Source organism: Streptomyces sp. NPDC048185, assembly GCF_043202495.1.
In the GTDB taxonomy this organism is placed as follows: domain Bacteria; phylum Actinomycetota; class Actinomycetes; order Streptomycetales; family Streptomycetaceae; genus Streptomyces.
Map to the genome: position 1 here is coordinate 483,184 of NZ_JBIDAN010000006.1, position 24,093 is coordinate 507,276.

Annotated in this window: 17 protein-coding genes; 5 read left to right on the top strand and 12 right to left on the bottom strand. The window is 72.4% G+C overall.

Annotation, left to right across the window (positions count from 1 at the left end; all coding sequences use genetic code 11):
* The first annotated feature begins 15 nt into the window (after positions 1-15).
* Positions 16-1,173 carry an acyl-CoA dehydrogenase gene (locus tag ACGF3H_RS20875; protein WP_362500043.1) on the top strand — a complete coding sequence of 386 codons (1,158 nt, stop codon included), beginning with the start codon at positions 16-18 and terminating at the stop codon, positions 1,171-1,173.
* A 69-nt stretch (positions 1,174-1,242) separates the two neighbouring features.
* On the opposite strand, the gene ACGF3H_RS20880 is transcribed toward ACGF3H_RS20875, so the two are convergent.
* On the bottom strand, positions 1,243-1,809 hold the full coding sequence (locus tag ACGF3H_RS20880) for an acyl-CoA thioesterase (RefSeq protein ID WP_350717556.1): 567 nt from the start codon (positions 1,807-1,809) through the stop codon (positions 1,243-1,245).
* Positions 1,810-1,927: 118 nt separating this feature from the next.
* Here ACGF3H_RS20880 and ACGF3H_RS20885 point away from each other — a divergent pair, with 118 nt between their 5' ends.
* On the top strand, positions 1,928-3,214 hold the full coding sequence (locus tag ACGF3H_RS20885; RefSeq protein WP_362500042.1) for an LCP family protein: 1,287 nt from the start codon (positions 1,928-1,930) through the stop codon (positions 3,212-3,214).
* 12 nt (positions 3,215-3,226) lie between these two features.
* Here ACGF3H_RS20885 and ACGF3H_RS20890 read toward each other — a convergent pair whose 3' ends face one another.
* Positions 3,227-4,603 (bottom strand): LCP family protein, encoded by a 1,377-nt coding sequence (locus tag ACGF3H_RS20890; RefSeq protein WP_362500041.1) that lies wholly within the window; start codon positions 4,601-4,603, stop codon positions 3,227-3,229.
* A 273-nt stretch (positions 4,604-4,876) separates the two neighbouring features.
* Between ACGF3H_RS20890 and ACGF3H_RS20895 the strand changes: the two genes are divergently transcribed.
* On the top strand, positions 4,877-5,923 hold the full coding sequence (locus tag ACGF3H_RS20895) for a glycosyltransferase family 2 protein (protein WP_362500040.1): 1,047 nt from the start codon (positions 4,877-4,879) through the stop codon (positions 5,921-5,923).
* 6 nt (positions 5,924-5,929) lie between these two features.
* Here ACGF3H_RS20895 and ACGF3H_RS20900 read toward each other — a convergent pair whose 3' ends face one another.
* From ACGF3H_RS20900 to ACGF3H_RS20925, 6 genes are all read right to left on the bottom strand, one after another.
* Positions 5,930-7,552: an LCP family protein gene (locus tag ACGF3H_RS20900; protein ID WP_362500039.1), complete on the bottom strand. Its 1,623-nt coding sequence runs from the start codon at positions 7,550-7,552 to the stop codon at positions 5,930-5,932.
* A gap of 79 nt (positions 7,553-7,631) precedes the next feature.
* Positions 7,632-9,371: an LCP family protein gene (locus tag ACGF3H_RS20905; protein ID WP_362500058.1), complete on the bottom strand. Its 1,740-nt coding sequence runs from the start codon at positions 9,369-9,371 to the stop codon at positions 7,632-7,634.
* Between the two features lie 204 nt (positions 9,372-9,575).
* The gene (locus ACGF3H_RS20910) at positions 9,576-11,297 is read right to left on the bottom strand and encodes an LCP family protein (RefSeq protein WP_362500038.1); all 1,722 of its coding nucleotides are present in this window, start codon (positions 11,295-11,297) and stop codon (positions 9,576-9,578) included.
* A gap of 164 nt (positions 11,298-11,461) precedes the next feature.
* Positions 11,462-13,195 carry an LCP family protein gene (locus ACGF3H_RS20915; RefSeq protein WP_362500037.1) on the bottom strand — a complete coding sequence of 578 codons (1,734 nt, stop codon included), beginning with the start codon at positions 13,193-13,195 and terminating at the stop codon, positions 11,462-11,464.
* A gap of 261 nt (positions 13,196-13,456) precedes the next feature.
* Positions 13,457-14,668: an LCP family protein gene (locus tag ACGF3H_RS20920; protein ID WP_362500036.1), complete on the bottom strand. Its 1,212-nt coding sequence runs from the start codon at positions 14,666-14,668 to the stop codon at positions 13,457-13,459.
* A gap of 920 nt (positions 14,669-15,588) precedes the next feature.
* Positions 15,589-16,353 (bottom strand): TIGR03089 family protein, encoded by a 765-nt coding sequence (locus ACGF3H_RS20925; RefSeq protein WP_362500035.1) that lies wholly within the window; start codon positions 16,351-16,353, stop codon positions 15,589-15,591.
* A gap of 139 nt (positions 16,354-16,492) precedes the next feature.
* Between ACGF3H_RS20925 and ACGF3H_RS20930 the strand changes: the two genes are divergently transcribed.
* Entirely contained in the window at positions 16,493-17,971 is a 1,479-nt protein-coding gene (locus tag ACGF3H_RS20930) for an N-acetylmuramoyl-L-alanine amidase (RefSeq protein ID WP_362500034.1), read from the top strand.
* A gap of 103 nt (positions 17,972-18,074) precedes the next feature.
* A complete protein-coding gene (locus ACGF3H_RS20935) occupies positions 18,075-19,160 on the top strand; it encodes an NDP-sugar synthase (protein WP_362500033.1) in 1,086 nt (361 codons plus the stop codon).
* A gap of 181 nt (positions 19,161-19,341) precedes the next feature.
* Here ACGF3H_RS20935 and ACGF3H_RS20940 read toward each other — a convergent pair whose 3' ends face one another.
* The 4 genes from ACGF3H_RS20940 to ACGF3H_RS20955 form a co-directional block, all read right to left on the bottom strand.
* On the bottom strand, positions 19,342-20,352 hold the full coding sequence (locus ACGF3H_RS20940; protein WP_362500032.1) for a DNA-3-methyladenine glycosylase 2 family protein: 1,011 nt from the start codon (positions 20,350-20,352) through the stop codon (positions 19,342-19,344).
* A gap of 240 nt (positions 20,353-20,592) precedes the next feature.
* On the bottom strand, positions 20,593-21,900 hold the full coding sequence (locus ACGF3H_RS20945) for a coenzyme F420-0:L-glutamate ligase (protein WP_362500031.1): 1,308 nt from the start codon (positions 21,898-21,900) through the stop codon (positions 20,593-20,595).
* Complete coding sequence (gene cofD / locus ACGF3H_RS20950) at positions 21,897-22,856, bottom strand: 2-phospho-L-lactate transferase (protein WP_362500030.1); 960 nt, start codon at positions 22,854-22,856, stop codon at positions 21,897-21,899. Before cofD ends, ACGF3H_RS20945 begins: the two co-directional genes overlap by 4 nt.
* A 44-nt stretch (positions 22,857-22,900) precedes the next feature.
* Positions 22,901-23,416, bottom strand: a complete 516-nt coding sequence (locus tag ACGF3H_RS20955) for a cysteine dioxygenase family protein (protein ID WP_362500029.1) — start codon at positions 23,414-23,416, stop codon at positions 22,901-22,903.
* Between the last annotated feature and the right edge of the window lie 677 nt (positions 23,417-24,093).

Here is a 24,093-nt window from a genome sequence, read left to right on the forward strand (position 1 = left end):
GGAGCGTGAGAGACCTTGGCCGGATCGGCTGACTTCGACCTGTACCGCCCGTCCGAGGAGCACGGCATGCTCCGCGACGCCGTCCGCTCGCTGGCCGAGGCGAAGATCGCGCCGCACGCCGCCGCGGTCGACGAGGAGGCCCGCTTCCCGCAGGAGGCCCTCGACGCCCTGACCGCGAACGACCTGCACGCCGTGCACGTCCCGGAGGAGTACGGCGGCGCGGGCGCCGACGCCCTCGCCACGGTCATCGTGATCGAGGAGGTGGCCCGCGTCTGCGCGAGCTCCTCCCTCATACCGGCCGTGAACAAGCTCGGCTCGCTGCCGGTGATCCTCTCCGGCTCCGAGGAGCTGAAGAAGAAGTACATGACCCCGCTCGCCAAGGGCGACGGCATGTTCTCCTACTGCCTGTCCGAGCCCGACGCGGGCTCGGACGCGGCCGGCATGAAGACCAAGGCCGTGCGCGACGGTGACTTCTGGGTCCTCAACGGCGTCAAGCGCTGGATCACCAACGCGGGCGTCTCCGAGTACTACACGGTGATGGCGGTCACCGACCCCACCAAGCGCTCCAAGGGGATCTCCGCGTTCGTCGTCGAGAAGTCCGACGAGGGCGTCTCCTTCGGCGCCCCGGAGAAGAAGCTCGGCATCAAGGGCTCGCCGACCCGCGAGGTCTACCTCGACAACGTCCGCATCCCCGCCGACCGCATGATCGGCGAGGAGGGCACCGGCTTCGCCACCGCGATGAAGACGCTGGACCACACCCGCATCACCATCGCCGCCCAGGCCCTCGGCATCGCCCAGGGCGCCCTCGACTACGCCAAGGGCTACGTCAAGGAGCGCAAGCAGTTCGGCAAGCCGATCGCCGACTTCCAGGGCATCCAGTTCATGCTCGCCGACATGGCCATGAAGATCGAGGCCGCCCGCCAGCTGACCTACGCCGCCGCGGCGAAGTCGGAGCGCGGCGACAGCGACCTCACCTTCCAGGGCGCGGCCGCCAAGTGCTTCGCCTCCGACGTGGCGATGGAGGTCACCACGGACGCCGTCCAGCTCCTCGGCGGCTACGGCTACACCCGTGACTACCCGGTGGAGCGCATGATGCGCGACGCCAAGATCACGCAGATCTACGAGGGCACCAACCAGGTCCAGCGCATCGTCATGGCGCGCAACCTGCCGTAACGGCTCTCACACGCGAGAGGGCGCCCGGGACGTCGGTCCCGGGCGCCCTCTCGCGTCGGTGCGGGGAGGTCAGTCCTCGTAGCCCTCCGCCACCCGGCGCTCCCGCAGCTCCATGATCGCGCGGCGGCGGGCCAGCCGGTGGGTGCGGCGGATCTGGGCCTCCTGGTAGCGCCGCTTGTCCTTCTCGGTCTCCGGGACCACCGGCGGCACCGAGCGGGGCTTGCCGTCGGCGTCCACCGCGGCGAACACCAGGTAGGCCGAGCCGACCTGGGTGGCGGGGGCCGACTCGTTCCAGCGCTCGGCCAGCACCCGCACGCCGACCTCCATGGAGGTGCGGCCGGTCCAGTTGACCTGGGCCTTCACATGGACGAGGTCGCCGACCCGGACCGGTTCGAGGAACGCCATCTCGTCCATGGACGCGGTGACGGCGGGGCCGCCGGAGTGCCGTCCGGCCACGGCACCGGCCGCGTCGTCGACCAGCTTCATGATGACGCCACCGTGCACGGTGCCCAGAAGGTTGGTGTCGCTGTGCGTCATGATGTGGCTGAGGGTGGTGCGGGAAGCCGAGGTCGGCTTGCCCGGGATCTCCGGTGTCGCCGACTCCGCGGCCGAGGCCTGTTCTGCCTGGTCTGTCATGCCCTCCACCTTATGCCGGGACCACATCCGAGTAATTTGTGTCAGCTTCGCAACAGCGCCGCCCCTATTTTCCGACGGCCCTGTCAGCAGTACCGCCGGGACCTGCACACTGGTCCGCATGAATGATTGGCCCGAGGGACGACCCGGTGACAACCGCGCCGGCCGGTACGGACGCGGCAGCGCGAGCGCACAGCCCGAGAGTGCCCGGGTGATGCGTCAGGTCCGCCGCGGCGCGGCGCCGCCGCCCGGCCCGGGCCGCACCGCACCTCAGTACGGGGGCGGGGTGCCGCAGCAGCCGTCGTACGTCGACGGCCAGGGCCACGGCGGACAGGACGCGTACGACAGCGGTTACAACACCGGCCAGGTCTACGGCAGCCCCGGCGGCCGCGGCCCCGGCGGCACCGGCCCGGGCGGTGGGCGCCCCGCGCCGGACTGGCGGCGCCGGATCAAGTGGACGGCGATCACGGTGGTGACCGCGCTGGTCGTCACCACGGTCGGGACCTACTTCTGGGCCGACTCCAAGCTCAACCGCGAGGTCGACCTGTCCAAGGTCATCGACCGGCCCGAGGCGGGCGAGGGCACGAACTACCTGATCGTCGGGTCCGACAGCCGCGAGGGCATGACCGACGAGCAGAAGAAGGACCTGCACACCGGCTCGGCCGAGGGCAAGCGCACCGACTCCATGATGATCCTCCACACCGGGGACAACGGGTCGACGCTGGTCTCGCTGCCCCGCGACTCGGACGTCGAGATCCCGAGCTTCGTCGGCTCGGAGTCCGGCAAGAAGTACGAGGGCACCGGCCGCCACGTGAAGCTGAACGCCGCGTACGCGGAGGACGGTCCCGAGCTGCTCGTGCGCACCGTCGAGTTCAACACCGGGCTGCACATCGACCACTACGTGGAGATCGGCTTCGCCGGCTTCGCGAACATCGTGGACTCCGTCGGCGGCGTCGACATCGACATCCCGCAGGACATCAAGGACAAGAAGTCCGGCGCCGACTTCAAGAAGGGCAAGCAGACCCTCAACGGCGAGGAGGCCCTGGCCTTCGTCCGCACCCGGTACGCGCTGCCCGGCTCCGATCTGGACCGTACGAAGAACCAGCAGAAGTTCCTGTCGGCCCTGGCGAGCCAGGTGGCCACCCCGTCGACCGTGCTGAACCCGTTCAAGCTGTACCCGACCATGGGCGCGGGCCTGGACTCCCTGATCGTCGACAAGGACATGGGCCTGTTCGACCTGGCCGGCATGTTCTGGGCGATGAAGAGCGTCAGCGGCGGTGACGGCACCTCGATGAACATGCCGGTCTCCGGCAGCGTCGGCGGAAACCTCAAGTGGGACGACGCCAAGGTGAAGGAACTGGTGGAGCAGCTGAGGAACGACGACAAGGTCACCGTCTCCGGCAACTGACGCCGCGGCCGGTCACCGCTGCCCGCACACCACCTCGTCGCCGCGCACCACTGCGCCCGACTCCTGCGGCGGGTCCTCCGGCCGCACCGTCACCACCTGCCTGAAGTCGGCGCCCGCGATCACCCGCAGCGTGCCCCCCTGGCCCTTGACCGGCTTGAGCTCGCTGCCGGGCAGGGCGGCGGCCAGCGACTTCGCCGACCGGTCCCAGCGGGGGTCGAAGGCGACCACGGTCCGTGCCACCGCGCGGTCGGCGGCGTTCACCGGCGCCCGGGTGGTGAGGAAGCCGGTCGCGGCCAGCGCGTCGTCCACGCGCCTGCCCAGCCCCGCGGTGTGCGTGCCGTTCTCCACCTGGACCCGGATCTGCTTCGGGTCGACCGGTACCCGCACCGGCGCCGGGCCCGCCGGCTTCGGGCCGGGCGGGGCCAGCGGCTCGTCCCGGCGCAGGGCGTCGAAGATCCGCTTCGACTCGGCGGGGTCCCACTTGAGGGTCGATCCGACGCCCTTGACGGCGTAGCCCATCTGCCCGATCGGCACGGTGGTGAACTCGGAGGACGACGGCGAGAAGTTCCGCATCGCCCGCCCGAGGGCCAGCAGCTCGTCGGTGCCGAATCCCCTGTCGGCCCGCACCGAACCCAGCACCGCCCGCGTGACGTCGCGGAACTTGAGCGGGTTCAGCAGGAGCCCGGAGGAGGTCGCCCGGTCGATCAGCGCGGCCAGGAAGCGCTGCTGGCGCTTCATCCGGCTCAGGTCCGAGGCCCCGTCGAGGTGGCGGGCGCGGACGTACTGCAGGGCCTGCCCGCCGGTCAGCTCGTGGCTGCCGGCCGGCAGGTCGAGCCCGGTGTACCTGTCCTTGAGCGGCTGGACGGTGCAGATCCGCACGCCGCCGAGGACGTCCACGGTCTTCATGAAGCTGGTGAAGTCGACCTCCAGATAGTGGTCGATCTTCACGTGGGTCATGCTCTCGACCGTGCGGACGGTGAGCTGCGGCCCGCCCTCGGCATAGGCCGCGTTCAGCTTGACGGGGTGTCCCCGGTGGTGCCTGCCGGTCGTGCGGTCGGTGTGGTCGGGCGTCACGGCGTACGAGTCGCGCGGCAGGCTGACCACGCTCGCCCGCTCCCGGTCCTCCGAGATGTGCACGATCATGATGGTGTCGGTGCAGTGGCAGGGAGCACCGCCGAGCCGGTACTTCCGCCGCTCCTCCGCGCTGATCCGGTCGCGGCCGTCGGTGCCGACCAGCAGGACGTTCATGCCGTCACCGCCCCGCGGACGGTTCTTCATGTCCTTGAATGCGTCGACGCGGGCGATGTCCGCGTCCAGACCGGAGAGCACCGCGTGCCCGATCCCGGCGGAGGCGAGCACCACCACCGACAGCGCCGTCACCGCCCGCACGGCCCAGCGTGGCCTCTTCCGCCGTACGGCACCTCCGGGCGGGCGGCGGGAGGGCCGCGGACGGGTGCGCTGGGGCGGGGGACCGCCCTGTGGGGGCGATGCCGGGACCCTGGGGGAGCGGGGCGGCGTGGGCAAGGTGACACCTCCGCGGGGGCGGGACCTGGGGCCGGACGTGGGATCCGTGAGCACCGTAGGCCCATACGATCTGCTGCCCGGGGCCGTGACCCCCGCGGCGCGCACCCGTGTCCCCCGTTCGCGGTAACGTGAGCACCGATGAACGCCAAGTCCGACGTGCGGCTGCCCGCCGTTTCCGTGATCATGCCCGTCCTCAACGAGGAGCGGCACCTGCGCGGTGCCGTCCGCGCCATCCTCGCCCAGGAGTACCCCGGCGAGATGGAGGTCGTGATCGCCGTCGGTCCGTCCACGGACCGCACGGAAGAGATCGCCGCCGAACTCGTCCGCGAGGACCCCCGCGTCCACACCGTGCCGAACCCCACCGGCCGCACGCCCGCCGCGCTGAACGCCGCGATCAAGGCCTCGCGCCATCCCGTGGTCGTCCGCGTCGACGGCCACGGCATGCTGTCGCCCGACTACATCGCCACGGCCGTACGGCTGCTGGAGGAGACCGGCGCGCAGAACGTGGGCGGCATCATGCACGCCGAGGGCGAGAACGCCTGGGAGGACGCCGTCGCCGCCGCGATGACGTCGAAGATCGGCGTGGGCAACGCGGCCTTCCACACCGGCGGCCAGGCGGGTCCGGCCGAGACGGTGTACCTGGGCGTGTTCCGCCGCGACGCGCTGGAGCGGCAGGGCGGGTACAACGAGGAGTTCATACGCGCCCAGGACTGGGAGCTGAACTTCCGCATCCGGGAGGCCGGCGGCCTGATCTGGTTCTCGCCCGAGCTGAAGGTGTCCTACCGGCCCCGGCCCTCCGTGCGGGCGCTGGCCAAGCAGTACAAGGACTACGGCCGCTGGCGGCACGTCGTCGCCCGCTACCACTCCGGCTCCATCAACCTGCGCTACCTCGCCCCGCCGGCCGCCGTGTGCGCGATCGCCGCCGGCGTCGTGGTGGGCGTGGCGCTGACCCCCTGGGGCTTCGTCGTGCCCGGCGGCTACCTCGCCGCGATCGTCGCGGGCTCGCTCCCGGCGGGCAAGGGCCTCGGCCTGAAGGCACGGGCGCAGATCCCGGTGGCGCTGGCGACCATGCACATGTCGTGGGGCTACGGCTTCCTGACCAGCCCCAAGTCGCTGGCGAAGCGGGTCATCGCGTCGCGGCGCCCGGCGGTCCAGCCGGACGCCGACGCCGCCGGCGCCCGGTGACGCCGCTCAGGACCAGGTGAAGCCCGGGTTCACGTGCATGCAGGCGCTCGTGTCGGCGCCGTTGAGGGCCTCGGCCGACTCCGGGGTGCTGTCGTCGGCCGCGGGTGCCTCGTAGGCCGTGTCCTCGCGCCAGTCCGCGCCCACGACGAGCGTGACGCCCGAGACGTCGGTCGACCGCAGCACCGAACTCGCCGGGATCCCCAGGGAGTCGGCGACCCGCCGCGCGTCGCCCGCCAGATCGGCGCTGGGGTAGCGGACGACCGTGCGGTCCTCGCTCGGCAGCACCGAGGGGTCGGCGACGGCGCGCGTGAAACCCTTCTCCACCAGCAGTCCGGCGACCGTGTCGGCGCGCCCGCCGGCCGCCGCGAGGTCCTCGGTGCGGGTGCCGTTGCGTACCTGCACCGCGATCTCGCCGTCGGCGGCGGCCGGGTCGGCGGGGGCCGTCGACGCCGGGCCGGGACCGGGCTCCTTCGGCTTCGCGTCCTTGCCGTCCAGCGCGATGTCCTCCCGCACCAGCCGGAACAGCTGCTCCGCGTCCTCGGTCGGCTCCACGCGGGCGCCCACGTACCGGTTGGGCATCGTGGTCATGGTGATGCGTTCCGGCTCCACCGTGCGCAGCTCGCCGCTGAGGTCGTACAGCTTCTTGACGGTGTCGAGGCCCGGGTCGACCGTGAGCGCCTCGGTGGCCTCCTCGGCCAGCGCGCGCAGCCGGCCCGGGTTGCCGAGCGTGGCGTTCTCGCGCAGCACGCGGACCATCGAGTTCAGGTACATGTGCTGGGCCTTGGCGCGGGCCAGGTCGCTGCCGTCCTCGAAGCCGTAGCGGGTCCGCAGCCACTGCAGGGCCTGCTCGCCCTTCACCGGGTGGGTGCCCTTCTCCAGCTTCAGGCCCGAGCCGTGGCCCGTGGCGACACGCGAGTGGATGTTGGCGTCCACGCAGACCGGGACGCCGCCGACGGCGTCCGCCATCGACACCACGCCCGCGAAGTCGACCATCAGGAAGTGGTCGATGTGGATGCCGGTGAGCTCCTGCCAGGTGGCCACCGTGCAGCCGGGGCCGCCGTGGCCGAGGCTCTGATTGGTCATCACCCGGCCCTCGCTCGCCGGGTAGACCGTCCCGTCGTCCGGGTCGGTGCACTTCGGGATCTTCACCAGGGTGTCGCGGGGCATGCTGACGACCGACATGTTGCTGCGGTCGGCGGACAGGTGCACCAGCATCTGCACGTCCGCCAGCGGAGTGGAGCCGAACGTCTCGCGGGCGCCGCCGAGTTGCTGGTTCTCCTCGCTGTCCCGGGCGTCCGAGCCGATGACGAGGATGTTCAGCGGGGTCTGGCCGGCGGCGTTCGGCGTCGGCGCGGCGACCTTGCTGTCGCCCAGGTTCAGGACGTCGTGCTCGATGTTGTCGTTGAGGTGCCGGTAGTAGAGGTAGCCGGCACCGGCCGTGCCGATCAGCAGCACGGCGAGGGCCAGCGCGATCCGGCGCAGCAACCGCAGCCCCCGGCGGGGCCGGGGTATGCCGGCCTCGGCGCCGCCCTCGGCGTCGTCCCCCTTGCCCGGGACCGCCTCGTCTCCCTCGGTGGCGTCCGACGCGGCCTGCCGCGTGTCCTCCCCCTGCACACCGCTCTGCGTCACTTCCGCGTCCTTCCCCACCCCTGCCGGCCCACCGCTGTTCCGCCGTGCACCCTGTGAGACGCACGGCGGGCCCGTCAGGTCAACTCGCGCACTGCACCTGGTCGGCCGTGGACTTGTCCATCCCCTCCGGGGCCTTCGCGGAGGTGGCGTCGAGCTTGACTCCCGCGCCCTTGAAGTCCTTGCCGAGGGTGAGCGTCATGGTGGGCAGGCCCTGGGAGTTGGTGACGCTCTGGCCGGGTTTCATGGCCGCGCCGGACAGGCCGAGGATGTCGGCGAGGGCGCGGGCCTGGTCGGCCTGGTCGGGGGCGTACTCGAGGGTGGTCTTGGCGACCTCCGCGGGGGCGTTGCCGGCGTTCTCGGACTTGGTGACGCCGGCCTCGGTCTGGAGGTAGAGCAGTTCCTTGCCGGCGCTGCCGCTGACGGCACCGCCGTTGAGGATGCGGACGCGGACGTCGGAGGGGTCGGACTTGGTGCCCTGCAGGCGCGCCGCGACGGCGGCGGCCTCCTTCTTCTGCTGCTGCTTGACCTCGGTGAACGAGACGTCGTTCTGGACCATGCTGAAGACCTGCGGTGCCTTCGCCTCGTCCACCACGACCGTCGCCGGGATCTTCTCGGCGGGGTTGTCCTTCACCGGCACCGTGGCGAACGTGATGTTCTTGGTCGGCACCTTCTTCAGCTCCAGGGCCATGTCCTTGAGCGTGCCGACGTTGCCGATGGGCTTGTCCACGGTGAGTGCCTTCGTGGCGGCCTCGGCGAGCTTCACCAGTTTGGTGGGGCTGGTGAGGGTGTCGCTGGAGGACATCTTCCGCATCAGCGAGCCCAGGAACTGCTGCTGCACCTTGATGCGGTCCAGGTCGCCCTCGTTGCCGAAGGCGTGCCGGGTGCGGACGAAGGCGAGGGCCCGCTCGCCCTCCACCTTGGACTTGCCCGCGGGCAGGACGAGTTTGGACTTCTTGTCGTCGACGGCGTGCTCCACGCAGACCTCCACGCCGTCGACCGCGGTGGTCAGCGTCTTGACCGCGTTGAAGTCGGCCATCATGAAGTGGTCGACCGATATGCCGGTCGTCTCCTTCACCGTGCGCATGGTGCAGCCCGCGTCCCGGCCGCTCTCGCCGAGGCTCCGGTTGAAGCGCACACCCTGCTGGCCCGGAACGACCTTCTCGGTCCCGTCCTCCTGCGTGGTCGGGCAGTCGGGGATGTCGACTATCAGGTCGCGGGGGATGCTGAGCGCGGTCGCGTTGGAGCGGTCCTTGGACACGTGCAGCAGGATGTTGGTGTCGGCGTGCCCGACGCTGCCGGCGTCGCCGTAACCCTCGTTGCCCTCACCGGTGCGCTTGTCGGTGCCGATGATGAGGATGTTGAAGGCCTCGTCCTTGCTGAAGCTGCTGCTGCCCGCGCTGCCGACGTCCGTCGTCGAGACGTTGCCCTCGAGGTGCTTGAGGTAGAGGTAGCCGCCGACACCGGCCACGAGGACGACGAACGCCGTCGTGCCGCCGGTCCACAGCAGGACCTTCCGGCCCGTCGACTTCTTCTTCGCCGGGCGCCGGCCGCGCCGTCCGGGCGCCGGTTCCTCCGGTGCGGGGCCGCGGCGCCGCTGGGCGGGGACGTCCCGGCCGGGGGCCGTCGTGCGGCGACGGGCCGGGCCGTCGGCGCCGGCCCCGGTGTCGCCCTCGTCCGGCGCGCTCCTGCGGGGCTTCGGAACGCCCGGCTGCGGCGCGGAAGACGGCATCCGCAGTTCGTATTCGCCGGTCCGCGGATTGAGCACCCACTGGTCTGCGGGATCGATGTCGTCCGCCCGCCCACGTCCTTGCGCGTCCACGGTCTCCCAGTCCTCCGTCGGGGCCACGCGGCGCCTTCCCCGAAGGCGCACGGTAAAGGGGTCAACAAGTGCACGACGCCAGGGCGGACCTCGCGGCGGGGGCACTGGAGCGCTCACACTATCCGCCCAGTTCAGCGTCGAACGACACCGGTGACAAATTCGACTCCCCTACAACAGGGCATTCCGCACCATTTCTGTGAACGCCTACCAGCGGTAGGGCTTGTAGACGTCCATGCACTTGCCGGTGTCGGCGCCGTTGAGGGCGTCGCTGTTGTCGGGCAGGTCGCCCGCCTCCGGCGTCTTCTGCTTCGGATACGACGTGCCCGAGCGCCAGTCGGTGCCGACGACGACCGTGACCCCGGACACGTCCGCCGACTTCTGCACCGCGTTCGCCGGGATGGCCAGCGCGGCCGCGACCCGCCGCGCGTCCCCGGCCAGGTCGGCGCTCGGGTAGCGGACGACGGTCCGTTCCTCGGAGAGTGCCGCCGAGGTGTCCTTCGCCGCCCGGTCGAAGCCCTTCTCCGCCAGCGCCTCGGCGACCGTGCCCGCACGGCCGCTGACCGGGCCGAGCGAGTCGGACCGGGTGGCGTTCTGCACGAGTACGTCGATCTCGGCGTCGGCGGCGGCCGAGTCCGCGGGGGTCTTGCCGGCGCCGTCCTCGCCGGTGGCGCCCTCGCCGTCACCCGCGCCGGTGCCCTTGCCGCCGGTCTTCGCGCCCTTGTCGTCGAAGGACACGTCGTCGCGGAGCATCGCCCACACCTTCTCGGCGTTCGCGCCGTCCGGCAGCAGGTGGTTCTCGTCCTCGGGGTCCTCGACGGTGGGCAGCGTCGTCATGGTGATGCGGTCCGTCGGCACGGTCTTCAGCTGCATCCCCAGGTCGTACAGCTTCTTGACCGTGCCGACCTCCTCCGAGACCGTCAGGGACTTCGTCGCCGACTCGGCCAGGTCCATCAGCCGGCCGGTGTCGGTGAAGACGTTTTGACCCTTCAGCGTGCGGATCATCGAGTTCATGTACATGTGCTGCGCCCGGGCCCGCATCAGGTCGCTGCCCCAGGCGTGCCGGGTCCGCAGCCACTGGAGGGCCTGCTCGCCCCGCACCTTGTGCGGGCCGGCCGTCAGCTTCAGCCCGGAGCCGCCGGGAACCCCCGGCAGCGGCCGGTCCGACACGTTCTGGTTCACACAGACCTCGACCCCGCCGACGGCGTCCGCCATCGACACGACACCCGCGAAGTCGATCGTCATCCAGTGGTCGATGTAGACACCGGTCAGGTTCTGCCAGGTGGCCAGGGTGCAGCCGGCGCCGCCGCGGCCCAGAGACTCGTTGATGATCGTGTTGGTCGCCGGGTACTCGTCGCCCGTCTCGGGGTCCGTGCAGGCGGGGATGTCGACCCGGGTGTCGCGGGGGATGCTCACCACCGCGGCGCTCTTGCGGTCCGCGGACAGATGGATCAGCATCTGCACGTCACCCAGCGGCGGGTTGTCGCGGTGGTCCTTGCCGCCGCCGAGCGCCACGTTCGCGTCGGACGCGCGGCTGTCGGAGCCGATCAGCAGGATGTTCAGGGGCGTCTGCCCGGCCGCGTTCGGCTCGGTCCTGTGCGCCTTGGAGTCGCCGCTGCTGCGCTCGCCCTTCTCGATGTTGCCGTTCAGGTGCTGGTAGTACAGGTATCCGGCGCCGGCCGTGCCGAGTATCAGCACCGCGAGCGTCGACGCCGACCACCTGAGCACGCGGCGCCCGCGCCCCGCCCGCCGCCGCCCGGACCGCCGGCCGTTCCCGTGCCCCGCGCCGCGTCGGCCGCCGTGCCCCCCGGAGCGGGCCTCCGCGCTCGCGCCGGGGCCCTCCTCGCCCCCGCCCTCCTGCCGGGCGCCCCGGCCGCGCCGGCCGGCACCCGATCGCGTGCCCTGCCCGCGCACACCACTCTGCGTCATGTCCCTCTCCCCACCCCTAGCGCCGGCCGACATGCCCACAGGCGCGTTCTGTTCGCACAGTTGGACGTACGGGCCGCCCCGTTGGCTGTACGGCCGCCCCGACGGATTTGCGCGCCGCTGCCGCGACACGGCCGCCCGGTAAGACGCGAGAGGGAGCCCTCAGGTCACTTGGCGCACTGGACCTTGTCCGCCGTGGACTTCTCCACCCCTTCCGGGGCCTTTCCGGAGGTGGCGTTGAGCTTGACTCCCGCGCCCTTGAAGTCCTTGCCGAGGGTGAGCGTCATGGTGGGCAGGCCCTGGGAGTTGGTGACGCTCTGGCCGGGTTTCATGGCCGCGCCGGACAGGCCGAGGATGTCGGCGAGGGCGCGGGCCTGGTCGGCCTGGTCGGGGGCGTACTCGAGGGTGGTCTTGGCGACCTCCGCGGGGGCGTTGCCGGCGTTCTCGGACTTGGTGACGCCGGCCTCGGTCTGGAGGTAGAGCAGTTCCTTGCCGGCGCTGCCGCTGACGGCACCGCCGTTGAGGATGCGGACGCGGACGTCGGAGGGGTCGGACTTGGTGCCCTGCAGGCGCGCCGCGACGGCGGCGGCCTCCTTCTTCTGCTGCTGCTTGACCTCGGTGAACGAGACGTCGTTCTGGATCATGCTGAAGACCTCGGCGGCGGGCTGCTCCTGGAGGACGACCGTCGCCTTGACCTTCTCGGCCGGGTTGTCGACCACCGGCACCGTGGTGAAGGTCAGGTTCTTGGTGTTGAGCTTGCCCAGCTCCAGGCCGAGGTCCTTCAACTTGCCGATGCTGTCCAGTTTGGAGTCGACGGTCAGCGCCTTGGTGCCCGCCTCCGCCAGCTTCACCATCTTCGACGGGCTGGTGAGCGTGTCGTTCGACTTCAGCTTGCGCATCAGCGCGCTGAGGAACTGCTGCTGTATCTGAATGCGGCTCAGGTCACCGCCGAAGCCCACCGAGTGCCGGGTGCGCACGAACGCCAGTGCCTGCTCGCCCTCGATGTTGTGCGTGCCCGCGGCCAGCTTCAGGTGCGAGTCCGGGTCGTCGATGTCCTTGGCCAGGCAGACCTCGACACCGCCGACCGCCGAGGTCAGCGTCTTGACCGCGTTGAAGTCGGCGACCATGAAGTTGTCGGGGGTGACCCCGGTCAGCTCGGTGACGGTCCGCATGGTGCAGCTGGGCGTACGGTCGTCCTGGCCGAGGCTGGTGTTGAAGCGCACACCGGTGGAACCGGGGATGACCTTCTTGGTCCCGTCCTCCTGCGTGGTCGGGCAGTCGGGGATGTCGACGATCAGGTCGCGGGGGATGCTGAGCGCGGTCGCGTTGGAGCGGTCCTTGGAGACGTGCAGCAGGATCGTGGTGTCGGCGTGGCCGACGCTTCCGCTGTCGCCGTAGCCCTCGTTGCCGTCGCCGGTGCGCTTGTCGGTGCCGATCAGCAGGATGTTGATGGCCTTGTCCTTCTGGAAGCCACCGGTGCTCGCGCCGTCGTCGGCGACGGACTGGATGTTGTCGTTGAGGTGCTCCAGGTAGAGGTACCCGCCCGCCGCGGCACCGAGGACGACGATCGCCATGGTGACGCCGGTCCACATCAGGACCTTCTTGCCCGTCGACCGCTTCTTCGCCGGCCGCCGTCGGCCCCGTCCCCCGGGAGGCGGCTCCTCCGGTGCGCCACGCCGCCGCCGCGGACCCGGGACCGCACGCCCCGGGGCGGTCGCGGGCGCGGACGCCTTCGCGGTGCGGCCGCGTGTCGCGCCGGAGCCGGCGGCCCGGGGGCCCGGGGCCTCCGACTGCGGTCCGGAAGGGGTCAGTCGCAGTTCGTATTCGCCGGTGTCCGGGTTGAGCACCCACTGGTCTGCGGGGTCGATGTCCTCTGCCCGCCCACGGCCTTGCGCGTCCACGGTTGTCCGATCCTCCGTCGGGGCCACGCGGCGCCGTCCCCTCCAGGCGCCCGGTCTCGGTCACTCAGTGCGCGACCACAGGACGGAACCTCATGGGCGGGCACACCGGATCGCTCACACTAACCGCCCGATTCGGCGTGCGGCGACGACGGTGACACATTCCACGATCCTTACAACCGGTCAATCCGTCCCTTTTGCTGGAGAAGTGTCCGCCGCGTCGTGCGCGTCTTGGCCCTGTCTTGCGCCGTCTTGGGGCGCGCTTTACCCGCAGATGTCCTCGGCGGCGCTGTTCCCGCTGAACGTCGGCTGGGGGGAGTCCCCGGCCCGGGGCTCGCGCGCGGCCGCGGAACCGGGCCCGTCTCCGCCCCCCGTCCGCCCCGTGCCGACCGCCACCGGTTCGTCGGTCCGCAGGCGGGCGAACAGTTTCCCGGCGTCGGGCTGCACGAGTTGGTCGCGGTTGGCGTCGCGCACGTACGACTCCCGGGGGACGGTCAGGAACTGCACCCGTTCGGTGGGGATGCCGCGCAGGCCGCGCGCGAGGTCGTACACGCCCCGCAGGCTCGCCAGACCCGGATCGGTCGTGAGGGACGACGTGGCCGCGTCCAGCACGGGGTAGAGCTTCACCGGATTCAGCAGGACGTCGTCGCTCTGCACCTTGTTGACGAGCGCCCCCAGGAACCGCTGCTGCCGGTCGATGCGGTCGGTGTCGCTGCCGTCGCCGAGGGATTTGCGGGCCCGGACGTAACCGAGGGCCTGCTCCCCGTCGAGCGTCACCCGGCCGGCGGGCAGCTTCAGCCGGGCGGCCTTGTCGTCGACCGGCTTGCTCAGGCACACCTCGACGCCGTCGAGCGCGTCGACCATCTTCTTGAAACCCTGGAAGTCGACGACCACGTGATGGTCGATCCGGATCCCGGTCAGCTTCTCAACCGTGCGGATGGTGCACGCCGAACCACCCGCCTCGAAGGCATAGTTGAGCTGGGTGAACACCGGAGCGGTGGCGGAGCCGTCGCGGCGGTGGCAGCCGGGCACGTCCACCATCAGGTCGCGGGGGAGCGAGACGGCGGTGGCGCTGTCCCGGCCCGCCGCCAGGTGCAGCAGGATCGTGGTGTCCGACCGCTCGGTGCCGGTGTCCCGCCCGTAGCGCTCGTTGCCGTCGCCGGAGCGCGAGTCCGACCCGATCACCAGCACGTTCTGCGCGCCGCGGACCAGGGAGGTGGGCCGCTCCCTCTCGTACCGGGCGAGCTCGGCCGCCGCCGCCTCGTCGGCGGTGATGTTCCCGCTCAGCTTGGCGTACACCGCCCACCCGACGCCCACGGCCGTGACGCCCAGCACGGCGACCACGAGGCCCGAGATCCGCAGCCGGCGCCGCCGGCGTCTGCGCCGCAGCCCGTCCCCGCTCGCGGACGCCCCCGGCCCCGCCCCCGGCCCCGGGGTCCCGGCTCCGTCCGAGGACACGCCCGCGCTGTCGCTCACGTCTGCCTCAACCCCTCGTGCCGTACGAGCGCGCCCTGCGTGCCCGCGCTCCCCCGATCATGACCCGAAGACCGACACACCCCTGGACCTGACTGAGCCGAACGGGTCACCACACGAAACCCGATCCGCCTCGCCGGCCTCTGTCCCACCCCAGCCGCGGACCGCCGCGCCGACGAGGGGTCACCGTTGGCCCCGGCCCCGCCCCCGCCCGCCCCACCCCCAGCCGCCGGGCAGTCGTGCCTCCGCCAGCGCCTGAACGGCCTGGGAGGTACCCCCAGGGCGGCACGGGTGGGCGCGGCGGCACCCGTCAGCGCGGGCCGCGTCACCCACCCGCGTCACCGACCCGGGGCACCGCACCAGCGCCGGGCCCCTTCACCCGCCCACCGGCGGCACTTGCCGGCGCGGGCCCGCGTCACCCGCCCACCGGCGGCACCCGTCAGCGCGGGCCGCGTCACCCACCCGCGTCACCGACCCGGGGCACCGCACCAGCGCCGGGCCCCTTCACCCGCCCACCGGCGGCACTTGCCGGCGCGGGCCCGCGTCACCCGCCCACCGGCGGCACCCGTCCACGCGGGCCGCGTCACCCACCCGCGTCACCGACCCGGGGCACCGCACCAGCGCCGGGCCCCTTCACCCGCCCACCGGCGGCACTTGCCGGCGCGGGCCCGCGTCACCCGCCCACCGGCGGCACCCGTCCACGCGGGCCGCGTCACCCACCCGCGTCACCGACCCGGGGCACCGCACCAGCGCCGGGCCCCTTCACCCGCCCACCGGCGGCACTTGCCGGCGCGGGCCCGCGTCACCCGCCGGCACCACCCTGTCGGCGCCGGCGCGCGTCACCCGCCCCCGGCGGCACCCGCCGGCAGGCGCCCGCGTCACCCGCCCCCACCGACGCCGGACCACTCAACACCGCGAAATACTCACCGCGCCGTAGCCGAAACCCGCTCCGCCTCGATCCGCTGGTCCACCACACCGTCCCCCGCCCGCTCCAGATGCCGGCACAGCACCACCGACCCCCCCGACGCCAACGGTCCGTACAACCCCGCGTTCAGCCCCTCCCACGTGTCGTACGGCAGCCCCGACAGGATCCGCGCCCCCGGCCCCGTGAGCCCGAGTCCCGACGCCTCCGCCCGCGCCCGCTCCACGACCTCCGCCCCGCTGAACTCCCGCCCGGCCACGATCAGCGCCGGAGCCTCCGGATCCACCGGCGCGTACGGCACGAACCGGTCGCCCTGCCCCGGCACCTCCACCGCGTAGTCGGCGAAGCCATCCGGCGGGGCCGGCGCGAACCGCCCCCCGAGCGGCCGCAGCGCCAGAGCGATCCGCGGGCCCGAGCACGCCCGCGCCGCCTCCAGCGACTCCGGCTCCGGCCCGCTCACCGCCACGTCCGCCGCCGCCGGGTCACCGGCCACGTCGGCGACGACGCCCACCGACGCGCAGGCCAGCAGCCACACCGCCGTCTGCCAGTGCGCGGGCAGCAGCAGCGCGACCCGGTCACCGGGTTCGACGGACAGTTCGTCCTGGAGCAGGTTGGCGGTCTTGGCCACCCAATTGGCGAAGGTGGCCACGGACAGTTCGACGCGTTCGCCGGTGGCGTCGTCGTAGAAGGTCACCAGGGGGCGTCCCGGGTCCGCGGCGAGCGCGGAACTCAGCAGGTCGGCAGGGGTGCGGTCGGTCGCGTTCACCCGCGCAAGCGTACGCGGGTCCGGCAGCGCGCCCCGGGCGGACGGGGCACGGCACCACCACCGGATCGGGCGAACGAACCCTACGGACCGTCAATTCCCGCATGGACAGATTTGTCCGGTCATGTCCAAGATCAGGGGCATGCATGGATTCCTCACTTCCTCCATAGGCGTCACCTGCGCGGCCGCACTGTCCCTCCCGCTCACCACAGCGCCCACGACGGCGACGGCAGCCACCGGAAGGGCGGCACCGGCATCAGCTCAGGCCCCGGCCACGGCGTACGTCCCCGGCAGCACCCAGTCGGTGCCGCTCGCGGCCCTCGCCGGCGACCGCGCCTCCACCGCCCCCGGCACCCCCGCACAGGGCGTCCCCCGCCGGGACACACGGCGCTTCTCCCTGGTCGGCGTCGTCTGGGACGACCCGGCGAACGAACTGCACGGCCGCGTCCAGGTCCGCACCCGTGCCACCGCCACCGGCGCCTGGTCCGACTGGCAGGACCTCGAGACGCACAACGCCGACCACGCCGCCGACCCCGGCACCGCCGAAAGCGCGTCGGGCCGGGTGCGCGGCGCCACCGCACCGCTGTGGGTGGGCGATTCGGACGGCGTCGAGGCGCGGGTACGCGCCGCGGACGAGGACGGCCCCACGGACGCCGCCCCCGCCACGTCCCCCCTCCCCGCCGGCATGCGTCTCGAACTCGTCGACCCCGGCGAGGGCGCACCGCCGCAGCCCCCCGCGGAGGCGACGGCCCCCGGCGAGGCGTCCCGCACCACCACCGGATCCGTCGAACCCGTCGAACCCGCCGAACCCGTCGACGCCGCCGCGGCGGTCGAGGCCCTCGGGTCCGCCGAGTCCGCCGAGGTCTTCGCGTCCCTCGAGGGCCTCGACGCCTCCGCCGCCAACGCCGGCCTCGCCCCCCTCGGCGCCACCGAGATCCCCGCGCTGAGCCGCACCCAGACCGAGAAGGAACTGCTCGCCCTCGGCACGCTGACGGAACAGCAGAAGGCCAAGCCGTACGTCGGTCCGCGCCCGCGCATCACCACGCGCCGCGGCTGGGGCGCGGACGAGAAGCTGCGCGACAAGAAGTTCGTGTACACGAAGAAGGTCAAGGCGGCCTTCGTGCACCACTCGGCCACGGGCAACAACTACCGCTGCTCGCAGGCCCCGTCGGTCATTCGCGGTATCTACCGCTACCACGTCAAGAGCATGGGTTGGCGGGACATCGGCTACAACTTCCTCGTCGACAAGTGCGGAAAGATCTACGAGGGCCGGGCCGGGGGAGTGTCGAAGCCGGTCCTGGGTGCCCACACCATGGGGTTCAACTCCAACAGCATGGGAATCGCGGTCCTCGGCACCTACGGCTCGAAGAAACCGTCGTCCGCCGCGGTCAAGGCCGTCGCCCGGCTCACCGCGTGGAAGCTCGGTCTCCACGGCATGAATCCGCGCGGCAAGACATACCTGAAGTCCGGGGGTGGCAATCTCTACCGAAAAGGTAAGAACGTACGACTGAACGTCATCTCGGGTCACCGCGACGGCTTCGCCACGAGCTGCCCCGGCAAGCAGCTCTACGGCAAGCTCGGCACGGCCCGTTCCACGGCGGCGAGGTACCAGGGCCGCTGAGGCACCGAACACCGCACGGATCGAAGGCGCCATCGCACGGTCTGCATACACTGGCCGGCCGAAAGACACTTCGGCCGGTCCCGGCAGGAAGCAGAGACGACAGGTGACAGAAGCGATCCTCCTGGTCGGCGGTAAGGGCACGCGGCTGCGCCCGCTCACGGTGCACACCCCGAAGCCCATGGTGAGAGCGGCCGGGGTGCCGTTCCTCACCCATCAGCTGGCGCGGGCGAAGGCGGCGGGCGTCGAGCACATCGTCCTCGCGACGAGCTACCTGGCGGAGGTCTTCGAGCCGTACTTCGGAGACGGCTCGGCCCTGGGCCTCCACCTCGAGTACGTCACGGAGGAGGAGCCGCTCGGGACCGGCGGCGCCATCCGCAACGTGGCGTCGCGGCTGCGCTCGGGCCCCGACGAGCCGGTGCTGATCTTCAACGGTGACATCCTGACGGGGCTGGACATCCGCGCGCTGGTGCGCACCCACGAGACGACGGGCGCGGACGTCTCCCTGCACCTGACGAAGGTCACGGACCCGAGGGCGTACGGACTGGTCCCCACGGACGGCACGGGCCGGGTCCTGGCGTTCCTGGAGAAGCCGCAGACCCCGGAGGAGATCGTCACCGACCAGATCAACGCCGGGGCGTACGTCTTCCGCCGCTCGGTCATCGACACCATCCCGGCGGGCCGCCCGGTCTCGGTCGAGCGGGAGACCTTCCCGGAACTCCTCGCCACCGGAGCGCACCTCCAGGGCATGGTCGACTCCACGTACTGGCTGGACCTGGGCACCCCGGCGGCCTTCGTGCGCGGTTCGGCGGACCTGGTCCTGGGCCGCGCTCCCTCCCCGGCGGTACCGGGCCGCTGCGGTGACCGGCTGATCCTGCCCACGGCCACGGTGGCGCCCGACGCCAAGCTGACCGGCGGCACGGTGGTGGGCGAGGGCGCCTTCGTCGCGGAGGGGGCGCGCGTCTTCGGCAGCACGATCCTCCCCGGCGCGGTCATCGAACCGGGGGCCGTCATCACCGACTCCCTCATCGGCACCCGCGCCCGCGTCGGCACCCGCTCGGTCCTCACGGACACGGTCATCGGCGACGGCGCGGTCATCGGCGCCGACAACGAACTCCGCGCAGGCGCCCGGGTCTGGTGCAACGCCCACATACCGGCAGCCGCCCTCCGCTTCTCCTCAGACGCGACATAACGCCCCCCGCCCCAGCGCCGGACAGCCGCCCCTGCCCCGACTGCGGACAGCCACCCCCGAAGACGCCGGTCGTAGCTGCGGGCAGTCGTGCCGCTGGGGCGGCACGGGTGGGCGCAGCGGCACCCCGTCAGCACCGGGCCACGCGACCCACCCCCGGCCGAGCCCCGGCGCCGGACACCCGTCAGAGCCTTTCGATCCCCCGCGGAGCCATCCGCGGCGCCCGCCTCCCCGGCACCCGCCCACTCAGCAACACCAGCCGAGCCGCCCGATGCCGCTGCCCCGCATACGGCTCCAGCAGCTGCAGCATCGCCGCATCGTCCGCGTCCCGGTCCCCGCCCAGCGCGAACCCCACGATCCCCGGCAGGTGCAGATCCCCGACCGTCACCGCGTCCGGCGCCCCGTGACTGCGCTGCACGGTCTCCGCCGAGGTCCACGGCCCGATCCCGGACACGAGCTCCAGCCGTGCCTGCGCCGCCGCCGGCTCCATCCCGGCCGCCTCCTCCATCCGCGCGGCGACCCGCACGACCCGCAGGATCGTCGAGGCGCGCTTGTTGTCGACCCCGGCCCGGTGCCACTCCCAGGACGGGATCAGCGCCCACGTCCGCGCCGCCGGCATCACGTACATCCGCCCGGCCACGGGCCCCGGCGCCGGTTCGCCGTACTTCCGCACGAGCAGCCGCCACGCCTGGTAGGCCTCCAGCGTCGTGACCTTCTGCTCCAGGATCGACGGGATGAGCGACTCCAGCACCAGCCCGGTCCGCGTCAGCCGCAGCCCGGGCCGCCGGTGCGAGGTGTGGGCCAGCAGCCGGTGCCGGGGCACGAACGCGGACGGGTCGTCGTCGGCGCCCAGCATCCGCGGCAGCTGCTCCAGCAGCCACTCCGCCCCCGGCCCCCAGGCCTCGCCCCGCACCTCACCGCCGCGCGCGCAGACCCGCAGCGTGCCCGGCCCGGCGGGCGTGAGGCTGGCCCGCCACACCGAGCCGTCCGGTGTCGTCCGGAAGGTCGGGTCGCCCGGCCCGCGCCGCAGCGGCCCGAGGACCAGCCCCAGCTCCAGCGGCCCGTCCGGGACCCACACCCGTACCTTCCCGGGGGCGACGGCCTGTCGGGGCACCGGCAACCCGGCCACAGGCACGACGGTCTCCCCGCCGCGCACGGTGGTACGCGTGGGCCGGGGAGCGAAACGTCCTGCCACGATCAAGCCCCTGGGACGGAAACGGAGCGACCCCTGCGGAACGAGAGGCCCCTACGAGGGTAGAGCGTCCCCGAAGCGCGCCCCGGCCCCGCGACGGTGTCCGCCGCCACAAAGCCCGCCCCGGCCGCGCGACGCCGCCCGCGTCCCGAGGCGCGTCCCGGACCCGCGCCGAGGCCCGTACCCCCGAAGCTCGCCCCGGCCCCCGACACCGTCCGCGTCACCGCTCCCCGCGAGGGCACGTCACCGCACCTCGATGAACGCCTCCGCGTCTCGCTCCGCCCGCGGCCGGGGCTCCTCCGCGGGGTGACCGACCGCGACGGCACCCATCGGGTCCCAGTCCGCCGGCAGCCCCAGCACCTCCCGTACGACGTCCCGGCAGAACATCGTCGAGGACACCCACGCCGAGCCCAGCCGCTCCCCGGCCAGCGCGACCAGCAGGTTCTGCACGCCGGCGCCGGTGGCGACGACGAACATCTCCCGCTCGGCCCCGTCGCGCCGCGCGTCCCCGTAGGTGTGCGAGCCGTCCATGACCAGGCAGGGCACGACGAGGTACGGCGCGTTGCGCAGCACGTCCCCGCGCCGCACGCGCTTGGCGATCGACTCCTCGCTCTTGCCGTCCCGCCTGAGGTCGGCGATCCAGGCGTCCCGCATCGCGTCCAGCAGCCGGGTGCGGGACTCGGCGGACTCCAGCAGCACGAACCGCCACGGCGTCGTGTGGTGCGGCGCCGGCGCCGTGACCGCCGCGGCCACCGCCCGGCGTACGGCACCGGGATCGACCGGCTCGTCCGTGAAGGCCCGTACCGTACGCCGCTGCGTGACCGCCTGGCGGACCGCCTCGGACGTGCCGAGCCGGAACATGTCGTCGCGGGCGCCGCGCACCATGGCCCGGGCGCCCTCGCCGTCGTCCCCGGTCACCACCCGCCGCAGCCCGCTCACGACGGCGACGGGCAGCCCGGCGGCCTTGCCCTTGACCAGGTCGCCCGCGGCGGCGAGTTCGTCGGCGACGGCGACGACGGTGGCGCCCAGCGGATTGCCGTGCGCGTCCGTGCCGCCGCGCAGGTCGTCGAGGACCCGCACGCCCGCGGCGCCGATCGCCACGTCGGTGAGGCCCGCCCGCCAGGGGCGTCCGAACGTGTCGGTGACGACCACGCCGACGTCGACGCCCAGGGCGTCCCGCAGACCCTCGCGAATGGCCCGCGCGGACGCGTCCGGATCCTCGGGGAGCAGCAGCACCGTCCCGGCGGGCGTGTTCGAGGCGTCGACCCCGGCCGCCGCCATGACCAGGCCCTGCCGGTTCTCCACGATGCGCAGCGCACCGCGCCGGGCCACCACCCGCACGGTCTCGGCGTCGATCGCGGCCTCCCGGTCGGTGGCCCGTACGACGCGGCCCTCCGCCTTGGAGACGATCTTGGAGGTGACGAGGAGCACGTCCCCGTCGGCAAGACCGGGCTCGGCCGCCGCGATCAGCTTGGCCAGGTCGTCGCCCGGCTGCACCTCCGGCAGGCCGACGACCGCCCGGACCCGGTAGCCGGGAGCACCCCCGCTCACGCCTCCCGCACCTCCTCCGCCAGCGCCAGTGCCTCCCGGGCCATCTGCGCCGCGGCCTCGACGTCGGTCATCATCAGCGGCACCGCGCGGCACAGGATGCCGGCCGCCTTGACCCGCGTCACGGCGTCCGCGTCGACCGTGTCGACCAGCCAGCCGTCCAGCAGCCCCGAGCCGTAGTGCTCGGCGACCGCCGCCGCCGTGGACTCCACGCCGACCGCGGCGAGGACCTTGTCGGCCATCCCGCGCACGGGAGCGTCCCCGACAATCGGGGAGAGGCCGACCACAGGCACCCCGGCGTCGGCGATCGCCTCCCGGATGCCGGGCACGGCGAGGATCGTCCCGACCGAGACGACGGGGTTGGACGGGGGGAAGAGGATCACGTCCGCCTCGGCGATGGCCTCCAGGACGCCGGGCGCCGGCGTCGCCTGCTCGGCGCCGACCGGCACGACCGCCTCGGCGGGCACCGAGGCGCGCAGCCGTACCCAGTACTCCTGGAAGTGGACGGCCTTGCGCTCGCCGTCCAGCTCGACGGCCACGTGCGTCTCCACGCGGTCGTCGGTCATCGGCAGGAGGCGCACGCCGGGCTTCCAGCGGTCGCACAGTGCCTCGGTCACCGCGCTGAGCGAATACCCGGCGGTGATCATCTGGGTCCGCACGATGTGCGTGGCGAAGTCCCGGTCGCCGAGACCGAACCACTCCGGCCCGACGCCGTAGGCCGCGAGCTCCTCCTTGAGGTGGAAGGTCTCGTCGGCCCGCCCCCAGCCCTGCTCCTCGTTGATGCCGTCGCCGAGCGTGTACATCACCGTGTCGAGGTCCGGGCAGACCTTCAGCCCGAAGAGGTGGATGTCGTCGCCGGTGTTGCCGATGACCGTGATGTCCGCGTCCGGCGCGGCCCGCTTCAGACCACGCAGGAACCGTGCACCGCCGATGCCGCCTGCCAGAACCACAATGCGCATGCGCCCAGTCTCGCAGGCGGCCACGACACTGCGTCAGCCAGTGGTCACAGCGCCCCGGCGCCGGCGTCCGCGTCGTGCGGCGCGGCGGCCGAGCAGCGCGCGGAGTGCATGGGCATCTCGGTGAGCCCCGGGTAGTAGACGTGCAGGCTGACAGCGGGCTCGAGGGTGTCGTTGACGACCTCGTGCGCGTACCCCGGCGCGAACACCTTCTGCGCCCCCGCGCCCAGCGCCCGTGTGCCGCGCTCGGTGTGCTCGGTCAGGGTGCCGTCCAGCACCGTCCACACACCGGAGGAGGGCCCGTGGTCGTGGAGACCGCTGCCCTGTCCCGGCAGCCAGGACAGCAGCCACACCTCGTAGCCGGGGCCGGTGCGCAGCCGGTGGTACCAGCGCGTCGTCGCGTCGTAGCGGACGAGGTGCTCCCACTGGGCGCGGTCCGCGGCGAGGGAGCGGAGCAGCCCGGCGAACTCGGCGACGGTGGCCGGGTGCTCGCGCGGTGCCTGGAGGAGGTGCGGGACTTCGAGGATGTCGCCGGCGATCTGGAGGTCGCTGTCGCTGTTCATGGGTGCGGTGGTTCCTCGGCGGGGGAGGGTGCGGGGAGGAGCGGTACGCGGAAGGCGCCCTGGTCGGGGCGTGGGATCACACGGCCGGGTCGAGTGGGCCCGGGTCAGCCGGAGCGTGATGGCTCAACAGCTGGTACAGCGGCAACAGCTACAGCGAGCGCGGGCAGCACCGTGGGACCCGGCGGTGCGGGTCGAGGCGAGCGCCAAGTTCGCGAGCATGCCCACAAGGACAGCCGCTCACACCAGCACTGTCAACTCGATGCCCGTGATGTGGGACGTGTTTCACCTCATCCGGTTCATCTCGCAGGCGAAAGGTTTGCCCCTGGGGGTTCCGGGACACATGCGGCACAAGCCGGGCGCACAACCCCCGTTGCGATCCCGTGATCCGAATGTGATCAGGTTCGCTTCGGCGTGTGTTTCGGAACGAGAACGAACGCCGGGACGTCCTCCCCTGCACAGGGTCTGTGCGGGGGTGGAGGTTCCGGCGGCCTCGTCGGCGTGTCGAGGTTTATGGCGATTTGAACACTTTCTGCAGGGGCTTGGTTCTGCAGAGTGAATAAGGGCCCTAATAGCAGATCTCGGCTTGACTCGCCCGGAGCAGCACACTTGTAATTTCACTCGTGTCGTTCAGCCGGAATCGATAACGGCTGGATCACGGGGACGCGAAGGACGGACGA